Origin of the sequence: Microtetraspora sp. AC03309 (assembly GCF_020826795.1) — a bacterium.
GTDB classification, from domain to species: Bacteria; Actinomycetota; Actinomycetes; order Streptosporangiales; family Streptosporangiaceae; genus Microtetraspora; species Microtetraspora glauca.
Genome location: NZ_JADDIL010000012.1, coordinates 16,966 through 40,395 on the forward strand (window position 1 = coordinate 16,966; position 23,430 = coordinate 40,395).

The 23,430-nt window shown below is 69.3% G+C and carries 29 protein-coding genes and 1 pseudogene; 8 read left to right on the forward strand and 22 right to left on the reverse strand.

Annotation, left to right across the window (positions count from 1 at the left end):
• Nucleotides 1-90: 90 nt before the first annotated feature.
• Genes IMZ11_RS08790 through IMZ11_RS08810 form a run of 5 tightly spaced genes read right to left on the reverse strand, consistent with a single transcriptional unit; the run spans nt 91 to nt 4,179 of the window.
• Nucleotides 91-645, reverse strand: a complete 555-nt coding sequence (locus tag IMZ11_RS08790; RefSeq protein WP_228639408.1) for a TrmH family RNA methyltransferase — start codon at nt 643-645, stop codon at nt 91-93.
• A complete protein-coding gene (locus IMZ11_RS08795; RefSeq protein WP_228639410.1) occupies nt 642-1,262 on the reverse strand; it encodes a class I SAM-dependent methyltransferase in 621 nt (206 codons plus the stop codon). Before IMZ11_RS08795 ends, IMZ11_RS08790 begins: the two co-directional genes overlap by 4 nt.
• A gap of 19 nt (nt 1,263-1,281) precedes the next feature.
• Entirely contained in the window at nt 1,282-2,229 is a 948-nt protein-coding gene (locus IMZ11_RS08800) for a VWA domain-containing protein (RefSeq protein ID WP_228639412.1), read from the reverse strand.
• A complete protein-coding gene (locus IMZ11_RS08805) occupies nt 2,226-3,146 on the reverse strand; it encodes a DUF58 domain-containing protein (protein ID WP_228639414.1) in 921 nt (306 codons plus the stop codon). The genes IMZ11_RS08800 and IMZ11_RS08805 overlap by 4 nt, the downstream gene beginning before the upstream one ends.
• Nucleotides 3,147-3,153: 7 nt before the next feature.
• Nucleotides 3,154-4,179 (reverse strand): MoxR family ATPase, encoded by a 1,026-nt coding sequence (locus IMZ11_RS08810; RefSeq protein ID WP_228639416.1) that lies wholly within the window; start codon nt 4,177-4,179, stop codon nt 3,154-3,156.
• 95 nt (nt 4,180-4,274) lie between these two features.
• On the opposite strand from IMZ11_RS08810, the gene IMZ11_RS08815 reads away from it, so the two are divergent.
• Entirely contained in the window at nt 4,275-5,024 is a 750-nt protein-coding gene (locus tag IMZ11_RS08815; protein WP_228639418.1) for a hypothetical protein, read from the forward strand.
• Between the two features lie 29 nt (nt 5,025-5,053).
• Here IMZ11_RS08815 and IMZ11_RS08820 read toward each other — a convergent pair whose 3' ends face one another.
• Nucleotides 5,054-5,602 carry a GNAT family N-acetyltransferase gene (locus IMZ11_RS08820; RefSeq protein ID WP_228639420.1) on the reverse strand — a complete coding sequence of 183 codons (549 nt, stop codon included), beginning with the start codon at nt 5,600-5,602 and terminating at the stop codon, nt 5,054-5,056.
• Between the two features lie 111 nt (nt 5,603-5,713).
• Here IMZ11_RS08820 and IMZ11_RS08825 point away from each other — a divergent pair, with 111 nt between their 5' ends.
• The gene (locus IMZ11_RS08825; protein ID WP_228639422.1) at nt 5,714-6,058 is read left to right on the forward strand and encodes a transposase; all 345 of its coding nucleotides are present in this window, start codon (nt 5,714-5,716) and stop codon (nt 6,056-6,058) included.
• 2 nt (nt 6,059-6,060) lie between these two features.
• Here the strand turns inward: IMZ11_RS08825 and IMZ11_RS08830 are convergent, their stop codons facing one another.
• The 3 genes from IMZ11_RS08830 to IMZ11_RS08840 are packed head-to-tail and all read right to left on the reverse strand — an operon-like array spanning nt 6,061 to nt 7,118.
• The gene (locus IMZ11_RS08830) at nt 6,061-6,207 is read right to left on the reverse strand and encodes a hypothetical protein (protein ID WP_228639425.1); all 147 of its coding nucleotides are present in this window, start codon (nt 6,205-6,207) and stop codon (nt 6,061-6,063) included.
• Nucleotides 6,208-6,213: 6 nt separating this feature from the next.
• Nucleotides 6,214-6,675 (reverse strand): transposase, encoded by a 462-nt coding sequence (locus IMZ11_RS08835; protein WP_308066769.1) that lies wholly within the window; start codon nt 6,673-6,675, stop codon nt 6,214-6,216.
• Nucleotides 6,585-7,118: a GNAT family N-acetyltransferase gene (locus IMZ11_RS08840; RefSeq protein WP_228639429.1), complete on the reverse strand. Its 534-nt coding sequence runs from the start codon at nt 7,116-7,118 to the stop codon at nt 6,585-6,587. The genes IMZ11_RS08835 and IMZ11_RS08840 overlap by 91 nt, the downstream gene beginning before the upstream one ends.
• A gap of 137 nt (nt 7,119-7,255) precedes the next feature.
• Here IMZ11_RS08840 and IMZ11_RS08845 point away from each other — a divergent pair, with 137 nt between their 5' ends.
• The gene (locus IMZ11_RS08845) at nt 7,256-7,615 is read left to right on the forward strand and encodes a hypothetical protein (RefSeq protein ID WP_228639431.1); all 360 of its coding nucleotides are present in this window, start codon (nt 7,256-7,258) and stop codon (nt 7,613-7,615) included.
• On the opposite strand, the gene IMZ11_RS08850 is transcribed toward IMZ11_RS08845, so the two are convergent.
• Together IMZ11_RS08850 and IMZ11_RS08855 are read right to left on the reverse strand one after the other, a co-directional pair.
• On the reverse strand, nt 7,540-7,902 hold the full coding sequence (locus IMZ11_RS08850; RefSeq protein ID WP_189143089.1) for a nuclear transport factor 2 family protein: 363 nt from the start codon (nt 7,900-7,902) through the stop codon (nt 7,540-7,542). The two genes, IMZ11_RS08845 and IMZ11_RS08850, sit on opposite strands and share 76 nt — an antisense overlap.
• 373 nt (nt 7,903-8,275) lie before the next feature.
• On the reverse strand, nt 8,276-9,523 hold the full coding sequence (locus IMZ11_RS08855) for an IS256 family transposase (protein ID WP_374462250.1): 1,248 nt from the start codon (nt 9,521-9,523) through the stop codon (nt 8,276-8,278).
• An 81-nt stretch (nt 9,524-9,604) separates the two neighbouring features.
• On the opposite strand from IMZ11_RS08855, the gene IMZ11_RS08860 reads away from it, so the two are divergent.
• The 3 genes from IMZ11_RS08860 (at nt 9,605) to IMZ11_RS08870 (ending at nt 12,350) form a co-directional block, all read left to right on the forward strand.
• Nucleotides 9,605-10,300, forward strand: coding sequence for a transposase (locus IMZ11_RS08860; RefSeq protein ID WP_228639433.1), 696 nt, complete (start codon nt 9,605-9,607; stop codon nt 10,298-10,300).
• Nucleotides 10,301-10,471: 171 nt separating this feature from the next.
• On the forward strand, nt 10,472-11,002 hold the full coding sequence (locus IMZ11_RS08865) for a GNAT family N-acetyltransferase (RefSeq protein ID WP_228639435.1): 531 nt from the start codon (nt 10,472-10,474) through the stop codon (nt 11,000-11,002).
• A gap of 907 nt (nt 11,003-11,909) precedes the next feature.
• Nucleotides 11,910-12,350, forward strand: a complete 441-nt coding sequence (locus IMZ11_RS08870; RefSeq protein ID WP_228639437.1) for a hypothetical protein — start codon at nt 11,910-11,912, stop codon at nt 12,348-12,350.
• A gap of 219 nt (nt 12,351-12,569) precedes the next feature.
• Here IMZ11_RS08870 and IMZ11_RS08875 read toward each other — a convergent pair whose 3' ends face one another.
• The 6 genes from IMZ11_RS08875 to IMZ11_RS08900 form a co-directional block, all read right to left on the reverse strand.
• Nucleotides 12,570-13,220, reverse strand: coding sequence for a response regulator transcription factor (locus IMZ11_RS08875; protein ID WP_228639439.1), 651 nt, complete (start codon nt 13,218-13,220; stop codon nt 12,570-12,572).
• Nucleotides 13,217-14,533 carry a histidine kinase gene (locus IMZ11_RS08880; protein ID WP_228639441.1) on the reverse strand — a complete coding sequence of 439 codons (1,317 nt, stop codon included), beginning with the start codon at nt 14,531-14,533 and terminating at the stop codon, nt 13,217-13,219. Before IMZ11_RS08880 ends, IMZ11_RS08875 begins: the two co-directional genes overlap by 4 nt.
• 152 nt (nt 14,534-14,685) lie before the next feature.
• Nucleotides 14,686-15,543: a hypothetical protein gene (locus IMZ11_RS08885; protein ID WP_228639443.1), complete on the reverse strand. Its 858-nt coding sequence runs from the start codon at nt 15,541-15,543 to the stop codon at nt 14,686-14,688.
• 258 nt (nt 15,544-15,801) lie between these two features.
• Nucleotides 15,802-16,788, reverse strand: coding sequence for a sigma-70 family RNA polymerase sigma factor (locus IMZ11_RS08890; protein ID WP_255706193.1), 987 nt, complete (start codon nt 16,786-16,788; stop codon nt 15,802-15,804).
• 206 nt (nt 16,789-16,994) lie between these two features.
• Complete coding sequence (locus IMZ11_RS08895) at nt 16,995-17,408, reverse strand: SgcJ/EcaC family oxidoreductase (RefSeq protein ID WP_228639445.1); 414 nt, start codon at nt 17,406-17,408, stop codon at nt 16,995-16,997.
• A 241-nt stretch (nt 17,409-17,649) separates the two neighbouring features.
• Nucleotides 17,650-18,699 (reverse strand): PLP-dependent cysteine synthase family protein, encoded by a 1,050-nt coding sequence (locus tag IMZ11_RS08900; RefSeq protein ID WP_228639447.1) that lies wholly within the window; start codon nt 18,697-18,699, stop codon nt 17,650-17,652.
• A 183-nt stretch (nt 18,700-18,882) separates the two neighbouring features.
• Here IMZ11_RS08900 and IMZ11_RS08905 point away from each other — a divergent pair, with 183 nt between their 5' ends.
• Complete coding sequence (locus IMZ11_RS08905; protein WP_228639449.1) at nt 18,883-19,473, forward strand: PadR family transcriptional regulator; 591 nt, start codon at nt 18,883-18,885, stop codon at nt 19,471-19,473.
• Nucleotides 19,470-20,393 carry an SGNH/GDSL hydrolase family protein gene (locus IMZ11_RS08910; RefSeq protein ID WP_308066770.1) on the forward strand — a complete coding sequence of 308 codons (924 nt, stop codon included), beginning with the start codon at nt 19,470-19,472 and terminating at the stop codon, nt 20,391-20,393. Before IMZ11_RS08905 ends, IMZ11_RS08910 begins: the two co-directional genes overlap by 4 nt.
• A gap of 353 nt (nt 20,394-20,746) precedes the next feature.
• On the opposite strand, the pseudogene IMZ11_RS46660 reads toward IMZ11_RS08910, so the two are convergent.
• From IMZ11_RS46660 to IMZ11_RS08930, 5 genes and pseudogenes are all read right to left on the reverse strand, one after another.
• Nucleotides 20,747-20,830, reverse strand: a pseudogene (locus tag IMZ11_RS46660) (IS630 family transposase); the annotation flags it as partial.
• Between the two features lie 126 nt (nt 20,831-20,956).
• Nucleotides 20,957-21,337: a YbaB/EbfC family nucleoid-associated protein gene (locus IMZ11_RS08915; protein WP_228639452.1), complete on the reverse strand. Its 381-nt coding sequence runs from the start codon at nt 21,335-21,337 to the stop codon at nt 20,957-20,959.
• The gene (locus IMZ11_RS08920) at nt 21,330-21,728 is read right to left on the reverse strand and encodes a YbaB/EbfC family nucleoid-associated protein (protein WP_228639454.1); all 399 of its coding nucleotides are present in this window, start codon (nt 21,726-21,728) and stop codon (nt 21,330-21,332) included. Before IMZ11_RS08920 ends, IMZ11_RS08915 begins: the two co-directional genes overlap by 8 nt.
• Nucleotides 21,725-22,579: a hypothetical protein gene (locus IMZ11_RS08925; RefSeq protein ID WP_228639456.1), complete on the reverse strand. Its 855-nt coding sequence runs from the start codon at nt 22,577-22,579 to the stop codon at nt 21,725-21,727. Before IMZ11_RS08925 ends, IMZ11_RS08920 begins: the two co-directional genes overlap by 4 nt.
• 11 nt (nt 22,580-22,590) lie before the next feature.
• Complete coding sequence (locus IMZ11_RS08930) at nt 22,591-22,953, reverse strand: hypothetical protein (protein ID WP_228639458.1); 363 nt, start codon at nt 22,951-22,953, stop codon at nt 22,591-22,593.
• Between the last annotated feature and the right edge of the window lie 477 nt (nt 22,954-23,430).

Consider the following 23,430-nt stretch of genomic DNA (forward strand, 5'->3'; position numbering starts at 1 on the left):
GTCACCGCTCCTTGGATCAGTTCCCGTATGACCAGGAGTATGCCGGTTGGAGGCCCAGATCGTCAGTGAGCGCTCCATGAACATGGGGAATCACGGATGCGCCGTTGACGTCCACTCCTGGCGCCGGGCCTCGGCGACCGCGATGGCGGCGGCGATCGACACGTTGAGCGAGCCGACCCGGCCCACCTGGGGGATGTAGACGACGCCGTCGGCCGCCTCCAGCAGGGCGGGGGAGCAGCCGTGGTCCTCGCTGCCGACGACCAGGCACACGTCGCCGCCGAGCTTGGCCTCGTGCAGCGGAGCGGCGTCTCCGGTCAGCTCCACCGCGACGACGCGGTAGCCCGCCTCCTTCGCCGCGCGTACGGCCTCGGTGGCGGGAACCGGCTCGTGCCACTCGACCAGCCGGTCGGTGCCCAGCGCGGTCTTCTGCGCCTTCGGGTTCGTCGGCGGGGTGGCGTTCCCGGCCAGCCAGATCGTCTCGACCCCGAACGCGGCGGCCGTGCGGAACACGGAGCCGACGTTGAAGGGGCCGGTGACCGATTCGAGGATGAGCGCGAGGCGGGACTCGGTGGCGCGGCGCCAGGTCCGGTTGAGCCGCTTGACGTCGGTCGGCCGCAGCTGCCTGCGCGGGTTCGGGGTGCTCATCGCGCTTCCACCTTGAGGATTCGGTAGGCGGACCGGCTGGCCGCACGGGTCGTGGGCCAGCCCTGGTCGTTCAGCCAGTTCTGGAGAGAGTCGGAGCCGAGGTGCTTCTGTACGACGAGGTACGCGACGCCGTCGGGGGTGAGCCGGTCCAGCCAGCGGGTGAGCATCTCGTGCAGGGCCTGCTTGCCGATGCGGATGGCCGGGTTGGACCAGATCGCCCGGAAGCGCACGTCGTCGGGCACCTCGTCGACATGCGCTGACCTTACTTTGTCAAGGCCGGCGGTCTTGGCGTTGCGCTCGCACAGCTCCACGGAACGGCGGTTCACGTCGACGGCCCACACGGTCGCGCCCGGAGCGCGGGAGGCCATGGTCAGCGCGATCGGGCCGTAGCCGCAGCCCAGGTCGAGCAGGTCGCCCTCGGCGGGCGGTGGCGGCACACTCTCCAGCAGGACGCGGGTGCCGGCGTCGATCCGGTCGGGCGAGAACACCCCGCGGTCGGTCTCCAGCCTCAGATGCAGATCGGGGAGGAGCAGGGTGACCACACTCGGCCTGCTGGCCGCCTGGGGGCGCTCCTCGAAGTAATGTGCCACATGGAGAGACGTTACCAATGCCCGCATGCGAGCGGATCGCGGCCGGTCAGGGCAGCCGCGAACCGAGGAGCATGGCGGCGCCGGCCGCGAGCGCGCCGAGCAGGAGCGCGACGAGGATGAACCGCTGGGTGACCTCCTGGTGCACGATCTTGTAGCCCAGGGACGTGCCGATCTGCGCGTACACGTCCCGCAGTTCGCTGCCCGACTGGGCCTCGTACGCCCGGCCGCCCGTGCCGTCCGCCAGCGACTGCAGGGTCGCCTTGTTCACCGGGACCTGGACCGGCCTGTTGTCGATCGTGACCGTCCCCTCGGGCGTCCCGTACGCGATGGTGGAGACCGGGACCTTGGCGGAGAGGCAGGCCTGGATCGCCTCGTTGACGGACCGGCCCGAGGTGTTGTCGCCGTCGGACAGCAGCACGATCGCCGACGGCGGCGGATCGGTCACCGCCCGCTGGTCGAACGACCTGATCGAGTCGAGCGAGTTGAACACGGCCTCGCCGATCGCGGTGCCGGGCCTGGTCGTCATGTTGGAGATGGCGGTGATCACCGCCGGATGGTCGGCCGTGGGGGAGATGACCACGGACGCCGACCGGGCGAAGGACACCACGCCGACGTTGAAGCGTTCGGGCAGGTCCGCGACGAACTGCTGGGCCGCCTGCTTGGCCGCGACCAGCCGGGTGGGCGGGACGTCCTGCGCCTCCATCGACAGCGAGATGTCCACCGCGATCATGATGGTGGCCCGGTCCCTCGGTACGCGTACGGTGCCGGCCGGGCGGGCGGCGGCCACGACGAGGACGCTCATCATCACCAGGAAGATCGCCGCGGGAACGTGCCGCCGCCACGCGGGTCGCTCGGGGACGACCACCGACAACAACCGGAGGTTCGTGAACCGGACCGTGTACCTACGGCGGGCGAACTGCAGCGCGATGTACCCGCCCAGCAGGAGCGCGATCGGGACGAACAGCCACAGCCAGCCGGCGGAAAGGAAGATCATTTGCCGCGTCCTCCGATCGGGTGCCGCCGGGCCAGGTGGGCGGTACGCCGCTGCTGGAGGACGAACTGGGCGATGTCCGCCACCCAGTCCCGATCGGTGCGCAGCACCATGTGCGCGGCGCCGCCGCGGCGCAGTGCCGCCCGGGTCGCCTCCCGCTGCGCGGCCGCCGCCTCGGCGTACCTTTCGCGGACCTTGCGCGACAGGTGGACGTCACGGGTCCGGCCGGTCTCGGGATCGTGGAGCGTCACCAGGCCGACGTCGGGCAGCTCCAGCTCGCGCGGGTCGACCACCTCGACGGCCAGCACCTGGTGGCGGGCCGCGAGGCGGCGCAGCGGCCGCTCCCAGGTGCCCGGCTCGTCCAGGAAGTCGGAGACGACCACCCGAAGGCCCCTCCTGTGGTGTGCCGCGGCCATCATCTCGACGGCGGAGGCCAGGTCCACGGACCCGGTCCCGCGAGGGGCGCCGGCCAGCGAGTGCAGCAGCGCGTACAGGGCGGGCCGCCCCCCGCGCGCCGGATAGCGGTGGACCTGGTCACCGTGCAGGACGTAGGCGCCGAACCGGTCGCCGACCCGGCCGGCCAGGAAGCCGATCGCGCCGACGGCCGAGATGACCAGGTCGCGCTTCTCCATGTCGGCGGTGCCGAAGTCCATGCTGGCCGACAGGTCCACGACGGCCCAGGTCTCCAGCTCGCGGTCGGCGATCAGATCCCGCACGTGCGGCGTGGTCGTGCGCGCGGTGACCGCCCAGTCCATGCGGCGGATGTCGTCCTCGCCCGGCACGTAGACGCGGGTGTCGCCCAGCTCGCTGCCCGGCCCGGGGATCAGCCCCTGGTGGTTGCCGTGCAGCAGGCCGTCCAGCCGCCGGAGCACGGTCAGCTCCAGCCGCCGCAGGGCCAGCTCCGGCGATCCGGCGCTCATGATCCGCTCACCTGGTGCCCTGGTTCCACACGACGACGGGCGGGGGAACCGTGGCGAGGATGCGGTGGACGACGTCCGCGGCGTCCACGTCGTCGGCCAGGGCGTCGAAGGTGAGCATCAGCCGGTGCGCCATCACATCGACGGCCACGTCCCGCACGTCGTCGGGCAGCAGGTAGTCGCGTCCGCGTACCAGCGCCAGCGCCCGGCCCGCCGCCATCAGGCCCAGCGTCGCGCGCGGGCTCACACCGATCTCGATCGTCTCCTCCAGCTCGCGCAGGCCGTACTCGGCGGGGGAGCGGGTGGCCATCACCAGCCGCACCACGTAGTCGGCGACCAGATGGTGGACGGAGACCTCCTCCGCCATGTCCTGCAGCTTCATCAGCCGCTCCGGGTCCAGCACCGGTGCGGCCACCGGCGGACGCACGCTCATCCGCTGAAGGATCTCCAGCTCCTCGTGGGCGCTCGGATGGGACACCCGCACCTTGAAGAGGAACCGGTCCCGCTGCACCTCGGGCAGCGGGTAGACCCCCTCCGACTCGATCGGGTTCTGTGTCGCCAGGACCACGAACGGCCGGGGCAGCGGATGCGTCTTCCCCGCCAGGGTGACCTGCCGCTCGGCCATCACCTCCAGCAGGGCCGACTGCACCTTCGCCGGGGCACGGTTGATCTCGTCGGCCAGCAGGAAGTTGACGAACACGGGCCCGAGCTCCACGTCGAACCGCTCGCTGCCCGGATGGTAGACGCGGGTGCCGACGATGTCGCTCGGCACCAGGTCGGGGGTGAACTGGATCCGGGCGAAGGAGCCGCCGACCACCGTGGCCAGCGTCGAGGCGGCGAGCGTCTTGGCGACGCCGGGAACGCCCTCCAGGAGGCAGTGCCCCCGTGCCAGCAGCGCCACCAGCAGCCGCTCGACCATGTGGTCCTGCCCGACGATGACCCGGCGCACCTCGGCGAGAGTCTCCCGCAACGCCCCGATGTCCCCGCCCCTCGCCCGGCCCCGTTCCGGCTCACTGCGCTCATCCGCGACGGTCATGCGTGTTATTCAATCGTGACTCCGTGGGAGAATCCATGCCCTGACAGTGCCCGGCGTCGGCGGGCAGAACCGTCGGGTGTGTTTTCATGAGCTGGATGGCCACTCCTTTGCAGTACGGCGACCCGCCCCGGTTGGGGCCCTTCGTGCTGCAGGCCCGACTGCTCACCGCGCCGGCCGGTCTCGTCTACCTGGGCCAGGGGCCCGACGGGCGCGCGGTGTCCGTGGCCGTCCTCACCCGAGGGGCAGCGCTGGACGCGGCGGCCAGGGACCGGTTCGTCACCGCGATCAAGGATGCCGGGCGGCACCGCGGCGGGTGGCGCGGCCGGAACGTCCCGCTGATCGGTGTGGTGCGCGGCCGCGCCGAGACCCCCGAGGTCGTCGCCATGGACGAGGGCCGGGCGCCGTGGGTGGCCGTGCCGTACGTGCCGGGGGGAGCGGGCGCGGAGCGGTTCCTCGAACCCGTCATGGTGTCGGGCATGCTGCTCGGCGACCGGCAGGGGCCCGATTTCGTGCCGTACTGGCTGGGAGACCGGGATCCGGCGCTGCCCGCCCCCGCGCCTCCCGGGCCTCCTCCCGTCGGGACACGGCGCTCCGTCGGCCTCGCCTCGGCGCTGCTGGCCACGCTCGTCGCCATGATGATCGCGATGGTGTGGCTGCTGCTGGTCCGTCTGGAGGGCGATCCCCAGCCGACCCGGCCGCTGCCGCCGACGGTCGTCGTCCCCACGCCGCCGCCGACCCCGGCGTCCCCGCGACCCGGAGAGCAGTCGCCCACGCCGTCAGAGGGAGGTTCGGAGAGCCGGACGACGCTCCCTGGGGGCGACGACGACGTCGGCGGGGACATCTAGGACGTGTTTCATAAGCGGCGCCGTGTGGCTCATACCTCTGGAAGGGAGGGATCGGGTCTCCAGGGGTTCGGCGCGGTGATGGACCAGCGTTCATGGTCGCGCCAGGCCCCGTCGATGTAGAGGTAGGCGGGCGACAGCCCTTCGTAACGGAAGCCCAGGCGCTGGACCAGGGCCAGGGATGCCTTGTTCGCCGGCTGAATGCCGGCCTCCAGCCGGTGGAGCCGCAGGTCGGTGAAGGCGTGCCGTAGGGCGACGGTGAGCCCGTCGGTCATGTAACCCTGCCCTGCGGACGGGGCGAAGGCCGCATAGCCGAGGGACGCGCCCTGGTAGCGGCCCCGGATGATCGAGTTGATGTTGACCATGCCGGCGGCTGTGCCGGTCTCCCGGACACGGATCAGAAAGCCCAGGTTGGTGCCGTCGTCGAAGCGGCGCATCCAGATCTGGAACTCCTCCGCGGTCGCGGGCAGCTGCATCCATGGCAGGTGCAGCTCGGTGCTGGCCCGCACGAGCGAGCAGAACTCGTCCTGGTCGGAGAGGGCGAGTGGGTGCAGTTCGACCCGTGATGGCATTTCGGACATGGACCAACGTTAGGGCCTGTTGTGATCAGAGTGCGGTTCGCGAGCCCATGTCCTTGATGCCGCAGTGTGATCGTATGGATTTATAGCGTTACCACCGGTTGGTGGGTCCGGATGTGCTGGGATAGCCGAGCGAGTGAGCGCAAGCCGTACCCCAGCGGCTTGTCCGACGAGCAGTGGGCGTTGATCGAGCCGGTGCTCACGGCATGGAAGGCCGCGCACCCGTCCGTCAGCGGCCACGAGGGCAACTGCGAATTACGCGAGATCGTCAACGCCATCCGCTACCAGGGGCGGACCGGCGTCCAATGGGACTATCGGCCGCACGACCTGCCACCCAAGAGTGCGACGTATTACTACTTCTCCAAGTGGCGCGACGACGGCACCGACAAGACAATCCACGACCTGCTGCGCTGGCATCTGCGCGAGAAGAAGGAGCGATTAGAGAGCTTTAAGGGCTGAGGTTAGGGCGGTTGGAAGTCCAAGCCGGTCTTGGCGGTGAAGGCGGTGATCAGGCTGGGACGGTACTGCATCCGTTTCAGTCGGTTCTTCACTATGCGCAGGAGATCGTCGACCGTGTGCACCGCGAGGTTGGCCAGGCTCCTCTTCATATGCGCTCACACCGCCTCGACCGGGTTGAACTCCGGCGCGTAGGCGGGAAGTTGGAAGACCGTCAACCAGGGCCGGTTGGCGATCAACGTCTTCATCTCGGCCGAGGTGTGCGTGTTCAGGTTGTCCCACACCATCACCAGCGGGCCGCCGAGCTGCTGGTGGGCGGCATCGAACAACGCGGCGTAGTCGGCAGAGGTGAAGCCCTTCCGCTCACCCTTGCGGCCACGATGAACACGGGTGCGGTAGATCAGCCGCGGAGCATGGCCGGGCTTGGTCACAACCAGCCCGGCGATGGAGATGCGGCCGCTGCTACGCGCCGGAACCGCCACGACCGGGGTCCTGCCACGCCGCCCCCACGTACGCCCCTTGGGTGACCTCAGGCTTTGACCGGCCTCGTCTTCGAAGCACAGCCAGGCTCCCAACTCGGCCGCGGCCCTTTTATGACAGGCCACTGCTCGTCCCTCCACCCGGCAATCGCAGCCTCATCACGTTCAGCGGCCCGTCGGGCGGGAGCCTGCCAGCTCCAGCCGAGCCGGTGCAGCAGGTAACACATCCCGCCCAGCGTGTAGGAAACCCCGAACCGAGCCTTGACCACCTCCGCGATCCGGCTCAGCGTCCAGCACTGGTCCTGCCAGCCGTACGCGGCCGGCCCTGCCTCAAGCTCGGCCTCCAGTACCGCCAGCTGCGCATCGGTGAGCTTGCACACCGCACCACCCGGCCCTTTCGAGGCCAGCGCCTGCCTCCCGCCCGCCGCATACAGCCGGTCTCCGATGCTGCGGCCCCGCGCCCGGGGGCTGACCCACACCGACCTCAGCTCGCATGCGCCGCTGTCCCCCGGAAGGCCGCAGGCCATCCCGACTGTTCGGCCATCCAGCAACGCGACGATGTTGTAGGTGCCGGGCGTCAGCATCGCGCATACGGGCTCCTGCTGCAGCCAGGCGGTTAGGCCAAGCATTTGAGACTGTCCCAGCCTCCCTTCGCGGGGGGGTTTCTTTGTGTCTGGGAAGTGGTTAGGTTCATGGCTTCTTATCCGTCTCGAGGGGTTCTGTGGACTACTTCTTCGCCTCCCGTGACAAGGTTCGGGGGTTCGGTGCGATAGCCGACGGCATCGACCTTGACTTCCTGCGGTACGTGACCCGGCAGCGGGCACTCAAGGACGGCACCCCGTTCTTCCTCGGATCGGACATGCGGCCGCTGGAGCCGCACTGCTCGTTCTTCCTCGACCTGGCCAAGACGCTCAAGGCGAAGTCGCTGCAGGACTACACCTACGACTTCCTCGACTTCCTGGAGAGCCTCGGGCTGGCCGGTCGTCGGACAACGTGTCGGCTATGTCAATCGGTCGTGCTGGCGTGCACGGCGATGATTCGCCAGCCGTGCGTCTCGCCGTATAGCCAAGTACGGGTGTAGCGCATCCTGGCCGCGAACGGCGCACCGGAGACGGTCCCTTCGACGGTGCCGAGAAACCACGTCACCCCGGTGCGCCCATCGGCGAGCACGGTCAACTCCTCCTCGGCCACCCTCGTCACCACCTGCGCCCGAGTGCGGTGCAGCTCCAGGTCGTCCGCCTTGGTCGCAACGTTCGCACCGAAGGTAAAGATCAGCCGATCATCCAGCAGCCGATCCAGCGCCTCGACATCTCCAGCGAGCTGCGCGGCCTGGAGTCGGCGCTCGGCGTCCCGCAAGTCCTCCATCATGAGGTCCACCCTCCCAGCCAGCGCCGTATCCGCGCCAGGACGTTCACGCTCGGCTGATCTTCGCAATCCGATCCAGGGACTCCGATCGTCGGTGAGTGGGTGTCGGGTTTAGAAGGCTCCCCGACAGGCCGTTGAAGTGGTGCGCGGCGGCCCGGAAAATCAGACCGTCGCGAGTTCGCGTCTTCTGTGATTCGCGACGGTCGAGGATTGAAGACACCCTCTGAGACACAACATGGATTGAGACATCCGAACTGTTCCTAACTAGGTGCTGCGGCGAGCAGTTGCATCGTCAAGGCCGACCGCTCTGGCCGCTTGCCGCGGCCACGTCCGGGGAGGTGGTGTTTGAGAAGGCCACCCGTAATCCGGTGGACTATTAGGCAGTAATCGCCTCAATATTCACTTTAGCATCGTTTGTCCCATTCTCCATGCCGGTCTTCTTCCGACACTCGGCCAAGACCTCGCGGCCCATGTAGCGGCGCTGCTCGGTCCACTCATCGTTCTGCTCGGCCAGCACCGCACCCACCAGCCGGACGATCGCCTCCCGGTTGGGGAAGATACCGACCACGTCCGTGCACCTCCTGATCTCCTTGTTCAACCGCTCCTGAGGGTTGTTGGACCACACCTGCCGCCACACCGCCTTCGGAAAGGCGGCGAACGCCAAGATGTCGTCCCTGGCCTCGTCCAAATGCTCAGCAGCGGCCGGATACTTGGCCTCCAACACCTCCACGACGTGACGATGCTGCGCATACACCGACTCAGCGTCGGGCTGCTCGAAGACGGTCCGCAGCATGGTCGCCACCCACGGCTGCGCCGACTTCGCCACCCGGCAGGACAGGTTCCTCGCGTAGTGCGCCCGACACCTCTGCCACACCGCACCGGGCAACGTCGAGGCGATCGCGTCCCGCAACCCGGCATGGCAGTCGGAGGTGACCAACTGCACCCCGGACAGGCCACGAGCGACCAGGCCACGCAGGAACGCCAGCCAGCCCGCCCCGTCCTCAGACGAGGTCACGTCCAGACCGAGGATCTCCCGATACCCCTCAGCGTTGACCCCAGTCGCGACCAGGGCATGCACGCTCACCGTCCGCCCGCCCTCACGCACCTTCTGCGTCAACGCGTCCACCCACACGAACGTGTACGGCCCGCCGTCCAACGGCCGGGACCGGAACTGCTCCACCATGCCGTCCAACTCGGCGGCCATCGCCGACACCTGCGACTTCGACAGGCTCGTGATGCCCATCGCCTCGGCCAGTTTCTCCACCCGCCGCGTTGACACCCCCAGCAGATACGACGTCGCTACCACCGACGTGAGCGCCCGCTCGGCCCGGCGCCGCTTGCCCAGCAGGAAATCCGGGAAGTACGAGCCGGCCCGCAGGCGCGGCACGGCCAGCTCGATGCTCCCGGCCCGGGTGTCCCACGGCCTGCTCCGGTAGCCGTTGCGGGTGTTGACCCGCTGGTCGGACACTTCGCCGTAGCCGGCACCGCAGATCTGCTCGACCTCGGCGTCCATCATCCGCTGCGCGAACTCCCGGATCATCGTCTTGAGCAGGTCCGGGCTCGCCGCGGCGAGGGTGTCTTCGAAGTACTCCCCGGCAGCGGGCACAATGTCATTGACGGCCACTTCGTCCCCTTCGTGTTGATCTGAGCGAATCGAAGGATTACGGAGTGGCCGTCTCTTGTCACATGGATCTCACCCGTGCCAGTGCCAGGTCTAGATCACCCGCACACCATCTCCCTGGACGCGAACCTTGCCGCCCAGGCCACGGGAAACCGGCCCTGGTTGACGGTCTTCCAACTTCCCGCCTACGCGCCGGAGTTCAACCTGGTCGAGGCGGTGTGGGCGCCGGCCAACCTCGCGGTGCACACGGTCGACGATCTCCTGCGCATAGTGAAGAACCGACTGAAACGGATGCAGTACCGTCCCAGCCTGATCACCGCCTTCACCGCCGGAAAAGATGCCGCCAAGCGCGTGCCGGGCAGGAAGCGGGGCTTGGCGGTGGACGTGCTGGGGCTGGTCATCGCCGTGGTCATGCTGGCCGCCTCGGTCCACGAGAATGTCGCCGGGATCGCCCTGCTGGACCGAGTCGTCGCTGGCACCGAGGGCACGGTGACCAAAGCGCTGGTCGACCAGGGGTTCAAAAATGCCGTCGTCGCGCATGGCGTAGACCTGGGGATCGACGTGAAGATCGTCGAGCGTAACCCCGCCGACAAGGGGTTCGTCCCCCAGCGCACGAGATGGGTCGTCGAGCAAACGTACGGCATCTTGATGTTCCACCGGCGTCTGGTCCGCGACTACGAGCACCTGCCGGCCTCCGAATCCCGGGTGTATTGGGCGATGACGGATGTGATGTCCCGCCGCCTGACCCGTGGCACCGCCCCGTCATGGCGGTGGACATGATCAGACCCGACGTGTGCCAATCCGACCCCGGCACCTGGCTCCTGGACCGGATCGACGCCCGCGAGCACTCCCTGACCTGCCAGATCGAGCAGATCCAGACGGAGATCGACGCTCTCACCGCGCGTCTGGGCGAACTTGAACGTCGTCCTACAGGGTTGTTAGGTTGCGCGCATGTCAGATCTAGGACATGTGGCTTGGCCGCCTGAGCTGATCCGGACCGAGCGGCTCGTGCTCCGTGAGCCCGAGGCGCGGGACCGTACAACGTTCATCGAGCTGCTCGCCTCGCCAGAGGTGCACACCTACCTCGGCGGTCCCCGCCCGCGTGACGAGCTTGAGCGTGAGATGCCCGAGGTGCCCGAGCGATGGCCCGGGAGTTTCGTCGTCGAGTTCGACGGGGCGATGATCGGCCAGATCCTGCTCAGGAGAGCAGCCGGGCACCGTCGCCCGGCTGCCGTGGGGAAGGCCGATCTCGGTTACCTGTTCCTGCCGAAGGCCTGGGGGCAAGGGTACGCCGCCGAGGCGTGTGCGGCGGCACTCGACTGGTTTGACGGCGCCCTTCCCGGCGAGCCGGTGGTGCTCACCACCCAGAGCGCCAACGTCGGCTCGATGCGCCTCGCGGCAAAGCTGGGGTTCACCGAGGTCGAGCGGTTCCATGCCTGGGACGCCGAGCAGTGGCTCGGCCTGCGGCCCCCGGCCACGTGATGGGGCTACGCGATTCTGGCTCTGACGCTTTTCCTGGATGCTGTTGATGATCTTCACGATGCTGGCAGGTCGTGGATGAGGCGTTCGAACGGCCGAAGAGAGCGAAATCGGCCGTCGGGGGTAGACGCCCGGAATGTCGTGATCGGCAAGCCGGAGAAGGTTGGTGCCCACGGCGACGAGGACGTGCTGACCGCGGCCGGCCAGGCGCTTGATCTTGGCGCGGATGTTCTCGATGTCCTTGTGCGTCAAAGGAAGGTCGAGCGCTTCGCACCTCGGCCAGCTGAGCCTTCTGCTCGTCCGTCATGGCCCCCTCCAGGACCTCCTGCGCCGACGGCAGCGCGTCCGTCATTTCCTGGACACGCGCGTCGGCCGCGTCGTAGGCGCGCTGGGCAGCGATCAGATCGTCAGGAATTTCGTAGTCGGCCATGTTTCCCCCGGGTGGTGCGGAGGTACTGGGCGATCCTACGAGGGGGCCGGCCAGGGACATCTCGTCGGGCGCGACTGGGAGTCGGCCCTCGCGCAACTGGTCGCCATCACGGCGCCCACGGTGGTCGTTAGCCTCACCTTCCTGTCGGTCGGCCATACCGCCGCGCTGCTATCCATCGGCTCTCCGGATCCCTCCGGCTCTCCGGATCCCTCCGGCTCTCCGGATCCCTCCGGCTCTCCGGATCCCTCCGGCTCTCCGGATCCCTCCGGCTCTCCGGATCCCTCCGGCTCTCCGGATCCCTCCGGCTCTCCGGATCCCTCCGGCTCCCCGGATTCCTCGGCGAGATAAGGCGGCGGGCCGGGCGGTGCGCTGCGGGCAGTGACTCGCAAGAGGGTTCCAAGTCGTCTCGCGTATCACTGGTGACGGATCATCCGAGCCAAGAAGAACCCGCGCCGGGAAGCACAGGAAAGAAGAGAGATAATGCGCAGGATCGCCCGTGGAGTGCTGCTGGCCACGGCCCTCGTGCTGGGACTGCCCGCCGCGGCGAGTGCGACGGCCCAGGGCGACTTCTATCTGGGGACGGTCAGATCCGGCTCCGTGCATTCCGGGTACGCCAAGGCGCAGCTGTGGGTCACCGGCTTCAACCAGAGCCACTTCACCGCGTACGGCAGGATTTATGACCGAGATCGCCACCCCGGTCACTGCGCCTGGGTTCGCGCCAGGTTCCACTACCAGAAGGGTGGACCGTCCTGGTCGCCGGCGCGGTGGTCCTGCGCCTCCTCCGGGTACAAGGGCTACCTTTTCGAAACCAAGGGCCAGGTCAAGAGGATCGACCTCAAGGTCTGCGTCTACCAGCCGAAGCGGAACGCGCTCTCGCACTGCCGGGTCGAGACCATCAGGGACGAGGACCTCGCGAACTGACCCGCGGGACGATACTCGGGGCCCGTCCGGTCGGCCAGCCGGGCCCCGAGTACTGCCTCAGTTCTCAGTCGATCTCCGCCTGGGTCTGCTCGATCTGGCATGTCAACGCCTGCTCGCGAGCGTCGATCTTGCCCAGTAGCCACCTGCCGGGATCGGGTGGCTGCGCCTCCAGCCTGGTCACGTCAGTGGAATTGCCGGGACCTTCGCGGCGGTGGATGCTCAGCGGGGGGAGACGAAGCCGGACTCGTAGGCGGCGATCACCGCCTGGGTCCGGTCCCGCGCGCCGAGCTTGGCCAGCACGTTCCCCACGTGGGTCTTGACGGTCTCGGGGCCGACCACGAGCTCGGCCGCGATCTCGCCGTTCGACAGGCCGCGCGCCATCAGCCGCAGCACGTCCCCCTCGCGCGAGGTGAGCCGGTCGATCCCCGGTACGGCGCGGGCGCTCCCGGACGCGCCGCTCGCGGCGGCCAGCGACCTGATCGCGGCGGGGAAGAGCAGCGAGTCCCCGGACGCCACCAGCCGGATCGCGTGCACCAGTTCCTCCGGCCGGGCGCGCTTGAGCAGGAACCCGCTCGCCCCGGCCCGCAGCGCCTCGTAGACGTGGTCGTCGTTCTCGAAGGTCGTGACGACTAGCACCTTCGGCGGCGACTGCCCGGCCAGGATGGCCCGGGTCGCCTGGATGCCGTCCACGGCGGGCATCCGCACATCCATGAGCACCACGTCGGGCCGCGTCTCGCGGACGACGGACAGCGCCTCCGCCCCGTCGGACGCCTCGCCGACCACCTCCAGGCCGGGCTCCGCTCCGATGATGACGCGCAGTCCCGTACGGATGAGGCTCTCGTCGTCCGCGATGACGACGCGCACGGTCATGCCGGCCACCTGCCCTCGGCGGGCAGGGGGAGGGAGGCGTGGACCCGCCAACCGCCGTCCGCAGGGCCCGCTTCGAACTCGCCGCCGAGCAGGTCCGCCCGCTCCCGCATGCCCGCCAGGCCGCGGCCGGCCCGTGGTGCGACCGTCCCTGGTGCCGCGGTCCGTGTGGCCGCCCATGTGGCGGTCTGCGTGGTGGCCCGTGTGGCGGTCTGCGTGGTGGCCCGTGTGGCGGCCCGTGCCCGTGTCGCGTTTCGCAGGTCGAGCTCCAGGCTCTCGTCCCGTACGGCCACCGCCACCTCGACCGGGCCGGTGCCGTACCGGATGGCGTTGGTCAGTGCCTCTTGGACGATCCGGTACGCCTCGCGGGACACCACGGGAGGGACGCCGGACAGATCGTCGATCCGACTGATGATCCGGGCGCCCGAGGAGTCCAGGAGCCGGTCCAGGTCGTGCAGGGTCGGCTCCGGCTCGGTACGGCCCGCGCCGTCCCGCAGCACCCCGATGACGTGGTCGAGCTCCGCCAGCGCGGACCTGGCGGACTCCTCGATGGCGTGCAGCGCGGCCCGCGCCGTGGCCGGGTCGCGGTCGAGCACGCGGCCGGCGGCGGCGGCCTGCACGGTGACGACACTGAGGGCGTGGCCGACGGAGTCGTGCAGCTCCCTGGCCAGGCGGTTGCGGGCGGCCAGTCGCCGGGCGTTCGCCTCGGCCGCGGCCAGTCGGTCGGCGGGCGAGGGGCCGAGCAGGACCGGGGCGAGCGTGGCCAGCAGCCTGCCCGCTCCCACGAGGAGGCCGACCAGCAGGACGAGGGTCAGCACGGCGAGCGGCGGCCCCCAGAGCGCGGCCCGGCCGGTTTCGATGGAGAGGTCCCCGATGCGGGTGGGGCCGTCCATGAGGGGCAGCGCCGCCGCCCACATCGCGAACGGCACGAGGGCCAGAGCCAGGCCGCTGGCGACGCCGCCGACGGCCAGGTGGACGGTGAACCACCCGGCGGTTCTGAGGCGTTCCGCCCGGGTCCGCGTCGCGAGGGGAGGCGGGGGATCGATCGACACGCCCAGCAGCGCCCGCACCGCCGCGATCTCGAACGCGCGTACCGGCAGGACCAGCCCCGAGGCGGCGACGAAAGGGAGCGCGGCCAGGAAGATCAGCGGCTGCACCGACAGCAGGGGGTCCCCGGGCGCAGGGGACGGCCGCCACAGCGCCGCCACCACCTCACCCGCCATCATGTACGGCATCAGCAGCGCTCCGCCGACGACCAGGCAGGCCCATCGGCGGTAGGTGACCGCGCTGCGCAACGGTGCGATGACACCGTTCACCCGTGCTCCTTTCCTCAGCGGGTCCTGCCGGCCCGCGAGAATCCGTGGTCCGCGGGGTCGGCGGCTCCGTACGCACCCCATCGTGCCGTCCGACGCCGGTGGAAGACGAGACGGGTTGGGGGCCGCGGGAGGACGCGTCGTCCCGGTGGTGGTCAGCCGAGGCCGCAGGCCCGGCAGCGGCCCCTGGTCCGGTAGCGGTAGCCGATCGCGGCCGAGGCCATGGTGAGGCCCCAGGTGAGGAACAGCGGATAGATGCCCTGGAACACCCACGCGGAGACGCCCCCCAGGTCGCCGGCCTGCGGCGGGTCGACCAGCCCGAGCCTGTGGGCGACGGTCATGCCGGTCCCCATGAGGCCGGTGGAAATGAGCATCACCGAGCCCACGTACCCGGCGGTCAGCGGCATCCAGTGCGGGATGAGCCGGGGCGTCCAGGTGCGGGCGAAGCCGATGCCGAGAGCGACTCCGATGAGACCCAGCACGGCCGTGTCCCCGAGCCCCGGGGTCCACAGGTGCACGTCGTCGCCGAAGGCGTGCGGATCGTCGAGGCCGAAGGTGCCGCCCAGTCCCCACTGCGCCTTGAACCCGCCGTACGCGGCGGCGAGCAGGGCGGACACGTACCCGGCGTGACGGGTGTATCCGCTCAGACCACTCACCTCGGCGGCGCCGGTGTGATCGTTCGCGCTGTGGGGTGTCCGGCCGCATCGGGGGCAGGCGCCGAGTGACCGCCGCCGGTAGCGGATCGCGGCGACGGCGACGGCCGTGCCCGCGATGAGGGACGCGACGCGGGCGCCGCTGAGCGTCCAGTTCATGTCCGGGTCGAGCACGCCCCGGTCGCCCGTCAGGAGGGAGATCCCCTTCATGATCGTCAGAAGGATGTCCAGGGCGACACCGGTGGCGGCGAAGCCGATGAGCAGCACGGTGGCCGTCCATCCGGCGGCGGCGACGAGAGGGCGGTACGGCGGCGCTGCCGGGCGGGTCTCGATTTGTGAGTTCGCGGGTTGCCGGTTCATGGATCCACACTCGCGTGATCGCGAACTCCGGTCCTCCCGAGCCGGGGTGAGGCGCGTCCCCCGCGAGGGGGAGATCGCGCCGACGTGCCTTGGACGCGGGGGTCGAACAGCACCGCCCGGGTTCGCGCTGCGACTGGTGACGGTGCGGTGGCTGCGGACGTTCCCGGCACATCCGCTGGATGTGCCGGGTGCGGGGCTGGAGTTCGTGGCCGAGCGACTGGAGGTGGAGGCCCCCCACCCCACCCCACCCTCGCCCGGCTAGGCCTCGGCGATGGCGAGTCCCTGGTCGTCGAGCCTGGCCGCCAGGCCGAAAGTCGCGTAGACGTCGGAGTCCTGGAACACCGAATTCCGGCTGATGCCCTCGTCGGTGACGGTGAAGATCTGGAGCGTGTGCAGGTCGTACCCGTCGCCGACGCGCTGATAGGCGGCGAATCCGGGCTGGCCGCCGTTGGCCGCGACCTCCTTGAGAAGCCAGTCCTTCCCGGCAGCCCCGAAGACCCATTCCATGAACAGGCCATAGTTGCCGCGGCCGGAGAACCAGTTGAGCATCGGCGGCATCTCCATGAGCACGTCCTCGGTGAGCAGCCGCTTGAGGCCCTCGACGTCGGCGAGCACGAACGCGTTCATGTAGCGCTCGACCCAGGCGCGCTGCTCGGCCGCGGACGGCTCGCTGACCCGTTCCCGCCGGACCCCGACCTCCTTCATGCGGGTACGCGCCCGCTGCAGGGAACTGTTCACCGACACGACGGTGGTGCCGAGGATTTCCGCCGTCTCGGACCCGGAGAAGCTGAGCACGTCACGCAGGATCAGCGCACCGCGCTGACGCGCCGACAGGTGCTGCAGGGCGGCGGCGAACGCCAAGCGCAGGCTGCTGCGGTCGATCACGGCCCCAGCCGGATCGCCCGCGTCCAGCAACGAGTCCGGCAAGGGCTGGAGCCAGGCGACGTGCTCTCCCTGGACGAGCGGCCCGAGCGGATCCGACGCGGCCACCAGGCCCGACGGCAGCGGTCGGCGGCCGCGTACCTCCAGGGCGGTCAGGCAGGCGTTCGTCGCGATCCGGTAGAGCCAGGTGCGCAATGAGCTGCGAGTATCGTCGTACTGCTCCCGCGCCCGCCACGCCCTCAGATACGTGTCCTGGACCACGTCCTCTGCGTCGTGAGCCGAGCCGAGCATCCGGTAGCAGTGCGCCAGCAGCTCTGTCCGGAACGGTTCGATCCGGCGATCGAAGCCTTTCTCCCTCGTCATCACGCCACGCCCCATCTCCACTGCCGCCACAACCACCCTTCCTGGCGATGTGCAGTGACAATCCGCTATGGGCGGATAGGTCACCACGCGGTCATCAACAGCCTGACCACGGTATACGTCCCGATTCGGATAAAGAGTGAGATCGGTGCTTGTTCCTGAACCTCACGCGTAGGTACACACGGTCACTGCCGGTAACAAGGAACGGTTCACTGCCCAGGCGCCAGCACCGGGCTGTTGTGATAGGCGGCGATCAGCCACTGGCCGTCCCGCTTCTCGAAGACCCACGTCGCGTTCACCTTACGCAGGTCATCCGGAACCTCGGTCTCGCCGGAGAACAGAATGGCGGATTCGCTGATGACGATCGCGCCGTCCCTGCCGACGAAGCGGATGCTGAGCTGCTTGTTGTAGGTCGAGCTGCCCTTGAGCGGCCCCTCGAAGCCCAGGGCCATGTTCTGACGGATCACGTCACGGCTGTCGCGGAGCGAGCCGGTCATGATGGCGGTCGCGTCCGCGGTGTAGTTGGCGACCATGCTGTCGGCGTCGCCGGCCTCCCACGCCTTGTAGGAGTCAACCAGCACGGCCTGGATGGCGGCCTGGTCTTCCACACGACTGTCTGACATCGGATGCTCCCTTGTGATCGGTTCGCCCGGGATATTCCGGCGAGCTCGTCAGTACATACCGGCGGTGGGGTCGGAACTCATCGCGGCAGATGGGAACTTTCTCTCGTCTTCAAGGGCGGCCTGGTGGCCGCCGTCCCGCCGGATGTGCGGCCTCTTCGGGCCGGTCCCGGCGGGCCGTGGTGGCCTGCTCGGGGACACGCTGACAGGGGGCCTGTGGCCGAGTCGATCCGGTTCGGCCGTCTCACTCGCGGGCAGGCGTCCACGGCCCTTCGTGATCGAGGAGGCGGGTGAGCCGGGCCGCGTGCGGGCGCCAGTCGAGCCCCTTGCTCTCGGCCCAGGCGTCGTCGTGGCACGTACGCAGGTGACGGGTCCCCGCGTCGCCGATCACGGTCACCACGTCACCACACACACCCTCGGCGCGCATGCGGTCGATGAGTTCGAGCGCGCCCCACAGGTTCGCGCCTGTCGCGGCGCCGACCGCCAGACCGGTCGCCTCGCGTACGCGGCGGGCGGCGGCCACGCTCGCGGCGTCGGGCACGGGGACGACCAGATCGACGACGTCGGTGGCGAATCCGGGCTCCATGCGCGGGCGGCCGATGCCCTCGATCCGGGAGGGCATCCCGGTGGCGTAGTCGGCGGCGCCGTACGTCCAGCCGGGGAAATAGGCGGAGTTCTCCGGGTCCACCACGGCCAGCCGTCCGGGAAGGCCGTGGCCGCGCAGGTGACGGCCGACGGCGGCGGACGTGGCACCGGTCCCCGCGCCGACCACGATCCAGCGTGGGCACTCGTCCACCTGCCGGAACAGCTCCTCCGCCAGGCTTCCGCCGTGCCAGTCCACGGTCGCCGCCGCGGTGTAGTGGTCGAGGTAGTGGCCTCCCAGCCGGTCGGCCAGGTGTCCGGCCTCGCCGTACACGGCGAGCGGCGGATCGACGTACCGGCACGTCCCGCCCAGCCGCTCGACGTCCACGCCGGAGGACTTCTTCGGCATCACGGCGATGTACGGCAGGCCGAGCAGCCGGGCGAAGTACGCCTGGGCGGTGGCCATCGCGCCTCCGGTGGCCTCGACCACGGTGGTGCCCTCCGAGATCCGGCCCGTGACGATCGCGTCGCGGAAGAGCGCACGGGCCAGTCGGTGCTTGAGGCCGCCGGTCGGCTGGGCCGACTCGTCCTTCAGCAGCAGGCGCACGCCCCACCCGGCGGGCAGCGGGAACTCGCGGAGCGGTGTGGTGCCCGCCCACTCCTGCTCTTGATCCAGCCTTCCGATCGCCTGCGTCGCCCATGTGCTGATCATGCGGGGCAATCTAGCGGGCGGCGCCGCCACCATGGAGAACGCGTTGGCGCTGCGCCGGGCCTGGCCCCGCCGGGCGCCGCCGCCATGGTCGTCCTGCCGGTCGCGGGCCCCTGCGGTCCGTGGCGGCCCTCTGGCGCCGAGGCGCCCGTCGGCTTATAGTCATCTCCATGACTACTCATATCCATGAGTACTGAGCCGATGGCCCTCAGACACGCGGTGCTGGCGGCGCTGCTCGACGGCGAATACAGCGGATACCAGCTCGCCAAGATCTTCGACATCGGCGTCTCCAACTTCTGGTACGCCGCCCCGCAGCAGCTCTACGCCGAGCTGACCAAACTGGAGGCCGACGGCCTGGTCACGGGCCGGGAGGTGGTCCAGCGGGGCCGCCCCAACAAGCGCGTGTTCAAGGTGACCGAGGCCGGGCTCGGCGAGCTGGCCGCCTTCGCCGCCACACCGGCCAAACCCCTGCTCATCCGCGACGACCTGGCCGTCAAGGTGCACGCCGTCGACCTGCTCGACCCCGCGCCGGTGATCGGGCAACTGCACGACCGGGCCCGGGAGGCCGCCGCCAAGCTGGAGGTGTTCGAGCAACTCCTGCTGCGCCTGCGCGGCGAGCTGGACGAGGAGACGTTCCTGCGCCAGGGCGAGCACGTCGGCCCCTACCTGTCCTGCCTGGCGGGATGCAGGCTGGAGCGCGAGACCCGCGCCTGGTGCCTGGAGACGGCGCGGACGCTCGGCGAGCGCACGGCCCGCGCCGGAAAGGAGACCTCATGACCGTCTACACGCGTTACGTCGCGCTCGGCGACAGCCAGACCGAGGGCCTCGGTGACGGCGACGACGTCAACGGCCACCGCGGCTGGGCCGACCGCCTCGCCGAACACCTGGCCCGCGCCGACCCCGGCCTCCTGTACGCCAACCTCGCGGTCCGCGGCCGGCTCGCGGGCCAGATCCGCTCCGAGCAGCTGGCCCCCGCGCTGGCGCTGCGCCCCGACCTGGCCACGGTCATGGCGGGCATGAACGACCTCATTCGCCCCGGCTGCGAGCCCGCCGCTGTGGCGGAGGTGCTGGAGGAGATGTACGCCGCCCTGACCGAGGCGGGCGCGCACGTGGTTACCGTGACTTTTCCGGATATCGGGAAGATCGCCCCGATAGCCCGGCCGCTCCGGCCCAAGGTGCTCGACCTCAACGCCCGCATCCGCGCCGCCGCGGCCCGCCACGGGGTCACGGTGGTGGACACGTTCGCGATGGAGTTCGTCACCGACGCGCGCATGTGGGGCATGGACCGGCTGCACGCGAGCCCGGAGGGCCACGCCCGCATCGCCGCCGCCATGGCCCACTCCCTCAGCCTGCCCGGCAGTGACGACACGTGGATGCTGCCGTTCCCGCCCTTGCCCCCGGCGCGGGCGTGGCGGGTGGCGGCGGCCGAGCTGCGTTGGTTCGCCACGTTCGCGGGCCCGTGGATCGGCCGCCGCATCCGCGGCCGCTCCTCGGGCGACGGCCGCACGGCCAAGCGGCCGGAGCTCACGCCGTGGGCCCAGCCGGCCGCGAGCCTCAGCATGCCGCAGTCCGCTCCCTTGGCCGGGTCGGCGGCGGGCCCAGAGGTGCCGGCGCCCGCGGTGGGTGGACGGCAGGTCGTGCCGCCCGGAGAGGACCTCCTGGAGCGCGATCTTGGCCTTGATCACCGGTCGCCGTAACCGCTCTTCGCGGTGCACGACCCTGGCCATCTTGTGCGGTGAGCGCTTGGCGAAGAACCAGTGGGCCCACGGGCAGCGGGATCATTACTTGCGCTTTGACCACAAATCTCATCAGATGTCATGATTTATCCCGTTCGTATAAACGCCGAGATGGATTGTGATCTCCCTTATCCCGATACGTCTGGGTAAGTTTGCCGACCACCTCGGGTGTTCTTGGAGCTGCCACGCGGACCTGTTCGGTGAAGACGAGATTCGCCGCTTCCTCACGGGGCGTATCGCGGCCCGCTGCCGCCGTCCGCCGCGGATGTCGACCTCGACCGTCCCTTGGAGGAGTTCAGTTCGGCGAACGGCGGAGGGCGTCCGCCCCGGCGGACGCCGCTCTCGCCGCGGATCCGGGCACGTTCACGGCGCTGGGCGGCCGGGACGTCGGAATGGCGGGTTCGGCGTCGCGCCGGCCCGGGTAGGCGTGCGGGGCCCGGGGCTGGATTGTCGGGCGGGCGTCGCAGAGCCTCGAAGGGATCCCGTTCGAGGAATCGGCCGACGTGCCGCCCATGGCCGGCAACCTACCGGGGGTCGATCCTGATGCCGCTGCGAGTTTCGAAGGACCGCTGGGCGTCACCGAACAGGTCCCCGAGACCGGGTCCCCAGCCAACGCGCAGCTCTCGCATCATCGCGTCCTTCGCCTCTGTCGCCGCCTGCTCGGCCGCGTGAATCGCGGCGATCACCGCATCGCCGAGGGTCACGCTGTCGAGGCGGCGCTTGCTCGCCACACTGACGTCGAGCGCCAACAGGTTGCCCACGGCGTCGACGGTCGCGACCACACCGCCTTTGTCGGCCGTGCCGGTGAACCGGCGCGCGCCCCACTCGGCCATGGTCGCGTCGGTCTCGGCCGACGCACCCGCCAACTGCTCGGAGAGCCTGCGCAGCTCATCCATCTCATCCATGCTCGCCCTCCCGCAGAACGGCGTCGAAGTGGGCCGCGAGCGGATCGTGGTGGGGATCGGGATCCGGCAGCCCGCCGTTCAGGGCGCTGATCATCGCGCCCATGCCCTCGGCCATCGCCTCGCGCGCCGCCCCGATGGCCTCCTGTATGACCTGTGCGATCGCGACGTGATCGAGGTCGCGCATCGCCCGCGGGTCGATGCGTAGTGTCAGCAGGCGCCCCGAACCTGACACCGTGGCCACCACCCGGCCGGTGCTGTCGGTCCCCGTCATCTCTTGCTCGTCCAGCTCGCGTAACGCTCCGGCGACCGCGTCGACCAAGCCCCCGACCTCCCGGATCACGCCTCGGAGGTCACCCTCCCTGCCCGCGTTGAAGGCGTCGCTGTGCGTCATGAGCCTTCCTCGGTGGCGGGCTTCCAGTTGCGGAGGTCGCCGATGATATCCGCGTCCACGTGCAGGTCGCGGGCACCCATCGAGCGGTTGCCCATGTTGTAGAAGGCGCCCTTGAGGTCGGTGATTTTGAGCTCGATGTCGTTCAGATCGCCCTCGTACTTGTTGTACACGTCGGCGAACTGTTTGAGCAGCGTGCCGACCGCGGTGAGGAAGACGCCGGCATGCGTCATCAGCGCGACCCTGCCGAGCGGGGTGTTGCTCGCGGGAAGGAGCATCTTGAAGACCGGACTGGCGGCGGCCCACATGGCCACCAACGACATGTCGTACTCCAGCACCTCCTTGTACTGGCCGTGCATGGTGCCGCTCATGTCCTTGGTGATGGCGCCGAGCTGGTCGAACATGCCGATCAGCTTGAACCGGAGATACTGCTGGAACGTTTCGACGGCGTGGCCCTTCCACTGCGGCGCCACGTCGCTGAAATAGGAGAGCCATACGTCCCAGGCGCTGCCTTTGAGATGGCTCAGCATCTCCTTCCAGTCGTCCCGGCGGAAGACGAAGAGGGCGGGGTTGCCGAGGTTCAGTACTGCGGCCGAGAGTAGGGCCGTTCCTCCCAAACCGAATCCCGCCACGACCAGTCCCGCCCTGATGGGTTGGTTGTGCGTGCGGATCCGGGTGACCACGTTCTTGAAGAACCCCGGATCAGTGCGCTGCTGGCCGATGGTGACCGGCTGCTGGCCGATGGTGACCGTCCGCGCGACGCTCCCGTCAGGGGCGTAGATGTTCAGTTGCCGAGGGCCGGCACTCTGGAGCTGGCTGGGAATGTTCAGCGGGCCGCCGGAGGGGGTTGACATCATGGGACCTTTCAGAGGTTGATCGCATTGCTGGCGGCCGCGCGGGACTTCTCTTCAGCGGCGCGATAGTTGCCGGCCACGGTGACGAGCAGTCCGCCGTCCACCTCGAGTACCTCCTTCAGGACTCCCGCGCAGTCGGCCCAGACGTCGCTGATGGTGTTGAGCCGGTTGACGTACAGGAGCCCGATGCTGGGGATACCGGCGACGGGTACGAGGTTCCAACTCTCGAACCTGGGTGTGGCCGCCTTGATCTGGTTGACGTGCACGGCGGACGTCGTCATCACATTGGCGAAGCTGCCGAGCTTGTCCGTGGCGACCTCAAAGCCGTTCTTGTCAGCCGGGTCGGGCTGGGAGGACGCGGGACGGACGGGCAACGGGGATTCGGAGGTGGGGCGCAGGCTCGACGGCAGGCAGGGACCGGGGCCACAGTCGGGGGTGTGGGGACATGAGCCGAAGTCCGTAGGCGACGAGCTGGGTGTTCCCGAGCCGCTTTGCGATGAACTCGGCGTGCCAGATTCGCTGGGCCGCGAGTTTTCGGGCATGCCGGGAGACGCCGGGCTTGAGGAGACGTCGGACAACCGATGCACCTTCCAGTCGCTCGGCAGCTGAGGTGTCCAAGAAGCACCGGACAGGAGGCCGGCGCCTTCTCACTGCCGGATTACATGATCGCCAACAATCTAGGGCACGGAGCTCGTGTGCGTCTACGAATGCATATTCGTCACATTTGATGCAGGCGACAGCGGATTCACCTGATGTGATGTTAATAACGGTCCCTACTAAATGCCTGCCTCCTCGTGGGCTGCCACGTCCTCGGGCGTCATGCCGATGCCACCGATGACGGCACTGCCTCC

Excerpts from the sequence above, each read along its gene's own strand:
- IMZ11_RS08790 (WP_228639408.1), bottom strand. The coding sequence starts at position 645 with ATGAGCACCCCGAACCCGCGCAGGCAGCTGCGGCCGACCGACGTCAAG.
- IMZ11_RS08795 (WP_228639410.1), bottom strand. The coding sequence starts at position 1,262 with ATGCGGGCATTGGTAACGTCTCTCCATGTGGCACATTACTTCGAGGAG.
- IMZ11_RS08800 (WP_228639412.1), bottom strand. The coding sequence starts at position 2,229 with ATGATCTTCCTTTCCGCCGGCTGGCTGTGGCTGTTCGTCCCGATCGCG.
- IMZ11_RS08805 (WP_228639414.1), bottom strand. The coding sequence starts at position 3,146 with ATGAGCGCCGGATCGCCGGAGCTGGCCCTGCGGCGGCTGGAGCTGACC.
- IMZ11_RS08810 (WP_228639416.1), bottom strand. The coding sequence starts at position 4,179 with ATGACCGTCGCGGATGAGCGCAGTGAGCCGGAACGGGGCCGGGCGAGG.
- IMZ11_RS08815 (WP_228639418.1), top strand. The coding sequence starts at position 4,275 with ATGGCCACTCCTTTGCAGTACGGCGACCCGCCCCGGTTGGGGCCCTTC.
- IMZ11_RS08820 (WP_228639420.1), bottom strand. The coding sequence starts at position 5,602 with ATGTCCGAAATGCCATCACGGGTCGAACTGCACCCACTCGCCCTCTCC.
- IMZ11_RS08825 (WP_228639422.1), top strand. The coding sequence starts at position 5,714 with ATGTGCTGGGATAGCCGAGCGAGTGAGCGCAAGCCGTACCCCAGCGGC.
- IMZ11_RS08830 (WP_228639425.1), bottom strand. The coding sequence starts at position 6,207 with ATGAAGAGGAGCCTGGCCAACCTCGCGGTGCACACGGTCGACGATCTC.
- IMZ11_RS08840 (WP_228639429.1), bottom strand. The coding sequence starts at position 7,118 with ATGCTGACGCCCGGCACCTACAACATCGTCGCGTTGCTGGATGGCCGA.
- IMZ11_RS08850 (WP_189143089.1), bottom strand. The coding sequence starts at position 7,902 with ATGATGGAGGACTTGCGGGACGCCGAGCGCCGACTCCAGGCCGCGCAG.
- IMZ11_RS08865 (WP_228639435.1), top strand. The coding sequence starts at position 10,472 with ATGTCAGATCTAGGACATGTGGCTTGGCCGCCTGAGCTGATCCGGACC.
- IMZ11_RS08870 (WP_228639437.1), top strand. The coding sequence starts at position 11,910 with ATGCGCAGGATCGCCCGTGGAGTGCTGCTGGCCACGGCCCTCGTGCTG.
- IMZ11_RS08875 (WP_228639439.1), bottom strand. The coding sequence starts at position 13,220 with ATGACCGTGCGCGTCGTCATCGCGGACGACGAGAGCCTCATCCGTACG.
- IMZ11_RS08885 (WP_228639443.1), bottom strand. The coding sequence starts at position 15,543 with ATGAACCGGCAACCCGCGAACTCACAAATCGAGACCCGCCCGGCAGCG.
- IMZ11_RS08890 (WP_255706193.1), bottom strand. The coding sequence starts at position 16,788 with ATGACGAGGGAGAAAGGCTTCGATCGCCGGATCGAACCGTTCCGGACA.
- IMZ11_RS08895 (WP_228639445.1), bottom strand. The coding sequence starts at position 17,408 with ATGTCAGACAGTCGTGTGGAAGACCAGGCCGCCATCCAGGCCGTGCTG.
- IMZ11_RS08900 (WP_228639447.1), bottom strand. The coding sequence starts at position 18,699 with ATGATCAGCACATGGGCGACGCAGGCGATCGGAAGGCTGGATCAAGAG.
- IMZ11_RS08905 (WP_228639449.1), top strand. The coding sequence starts at position 18,883 with ATGAGTACTGAGCCGATGGCCCTCAGACACGCGGTGCTGGCGGCGCTG.
- IMZ11_RS08910 (WP_308066770.1), top strand. The coding sequence starts at position 19,470 with ATGACCGTCTACACGCGTTACGTCGCGCTCGGCGACAGCCAGACCGAG.
- IMZ11_RS08915 (WP_228639452.1), bottom strand. The coding sequence starts at position 21,337 with ATGGATGAGATGGATGAGCTGCGCAGGCTCTCCGAGCAGTTGGCGGGT.
- IMZ11_RS08920 (WP_228639454.1), bottom strand. The coding sequence starts at position 21,728 with ATGACGCACAGCGACGCCTTCAACGCGGGCAGGGAGGGTGACCTCCGA.
- IMZ11_RS08925 (WP_228639456.1), bottom strand. The coding sequence starts at position 22,579 with ATGTCAACCCCCTCCGGCGGCCCGCTGAACATTCCCAGCCAGCTCCAG.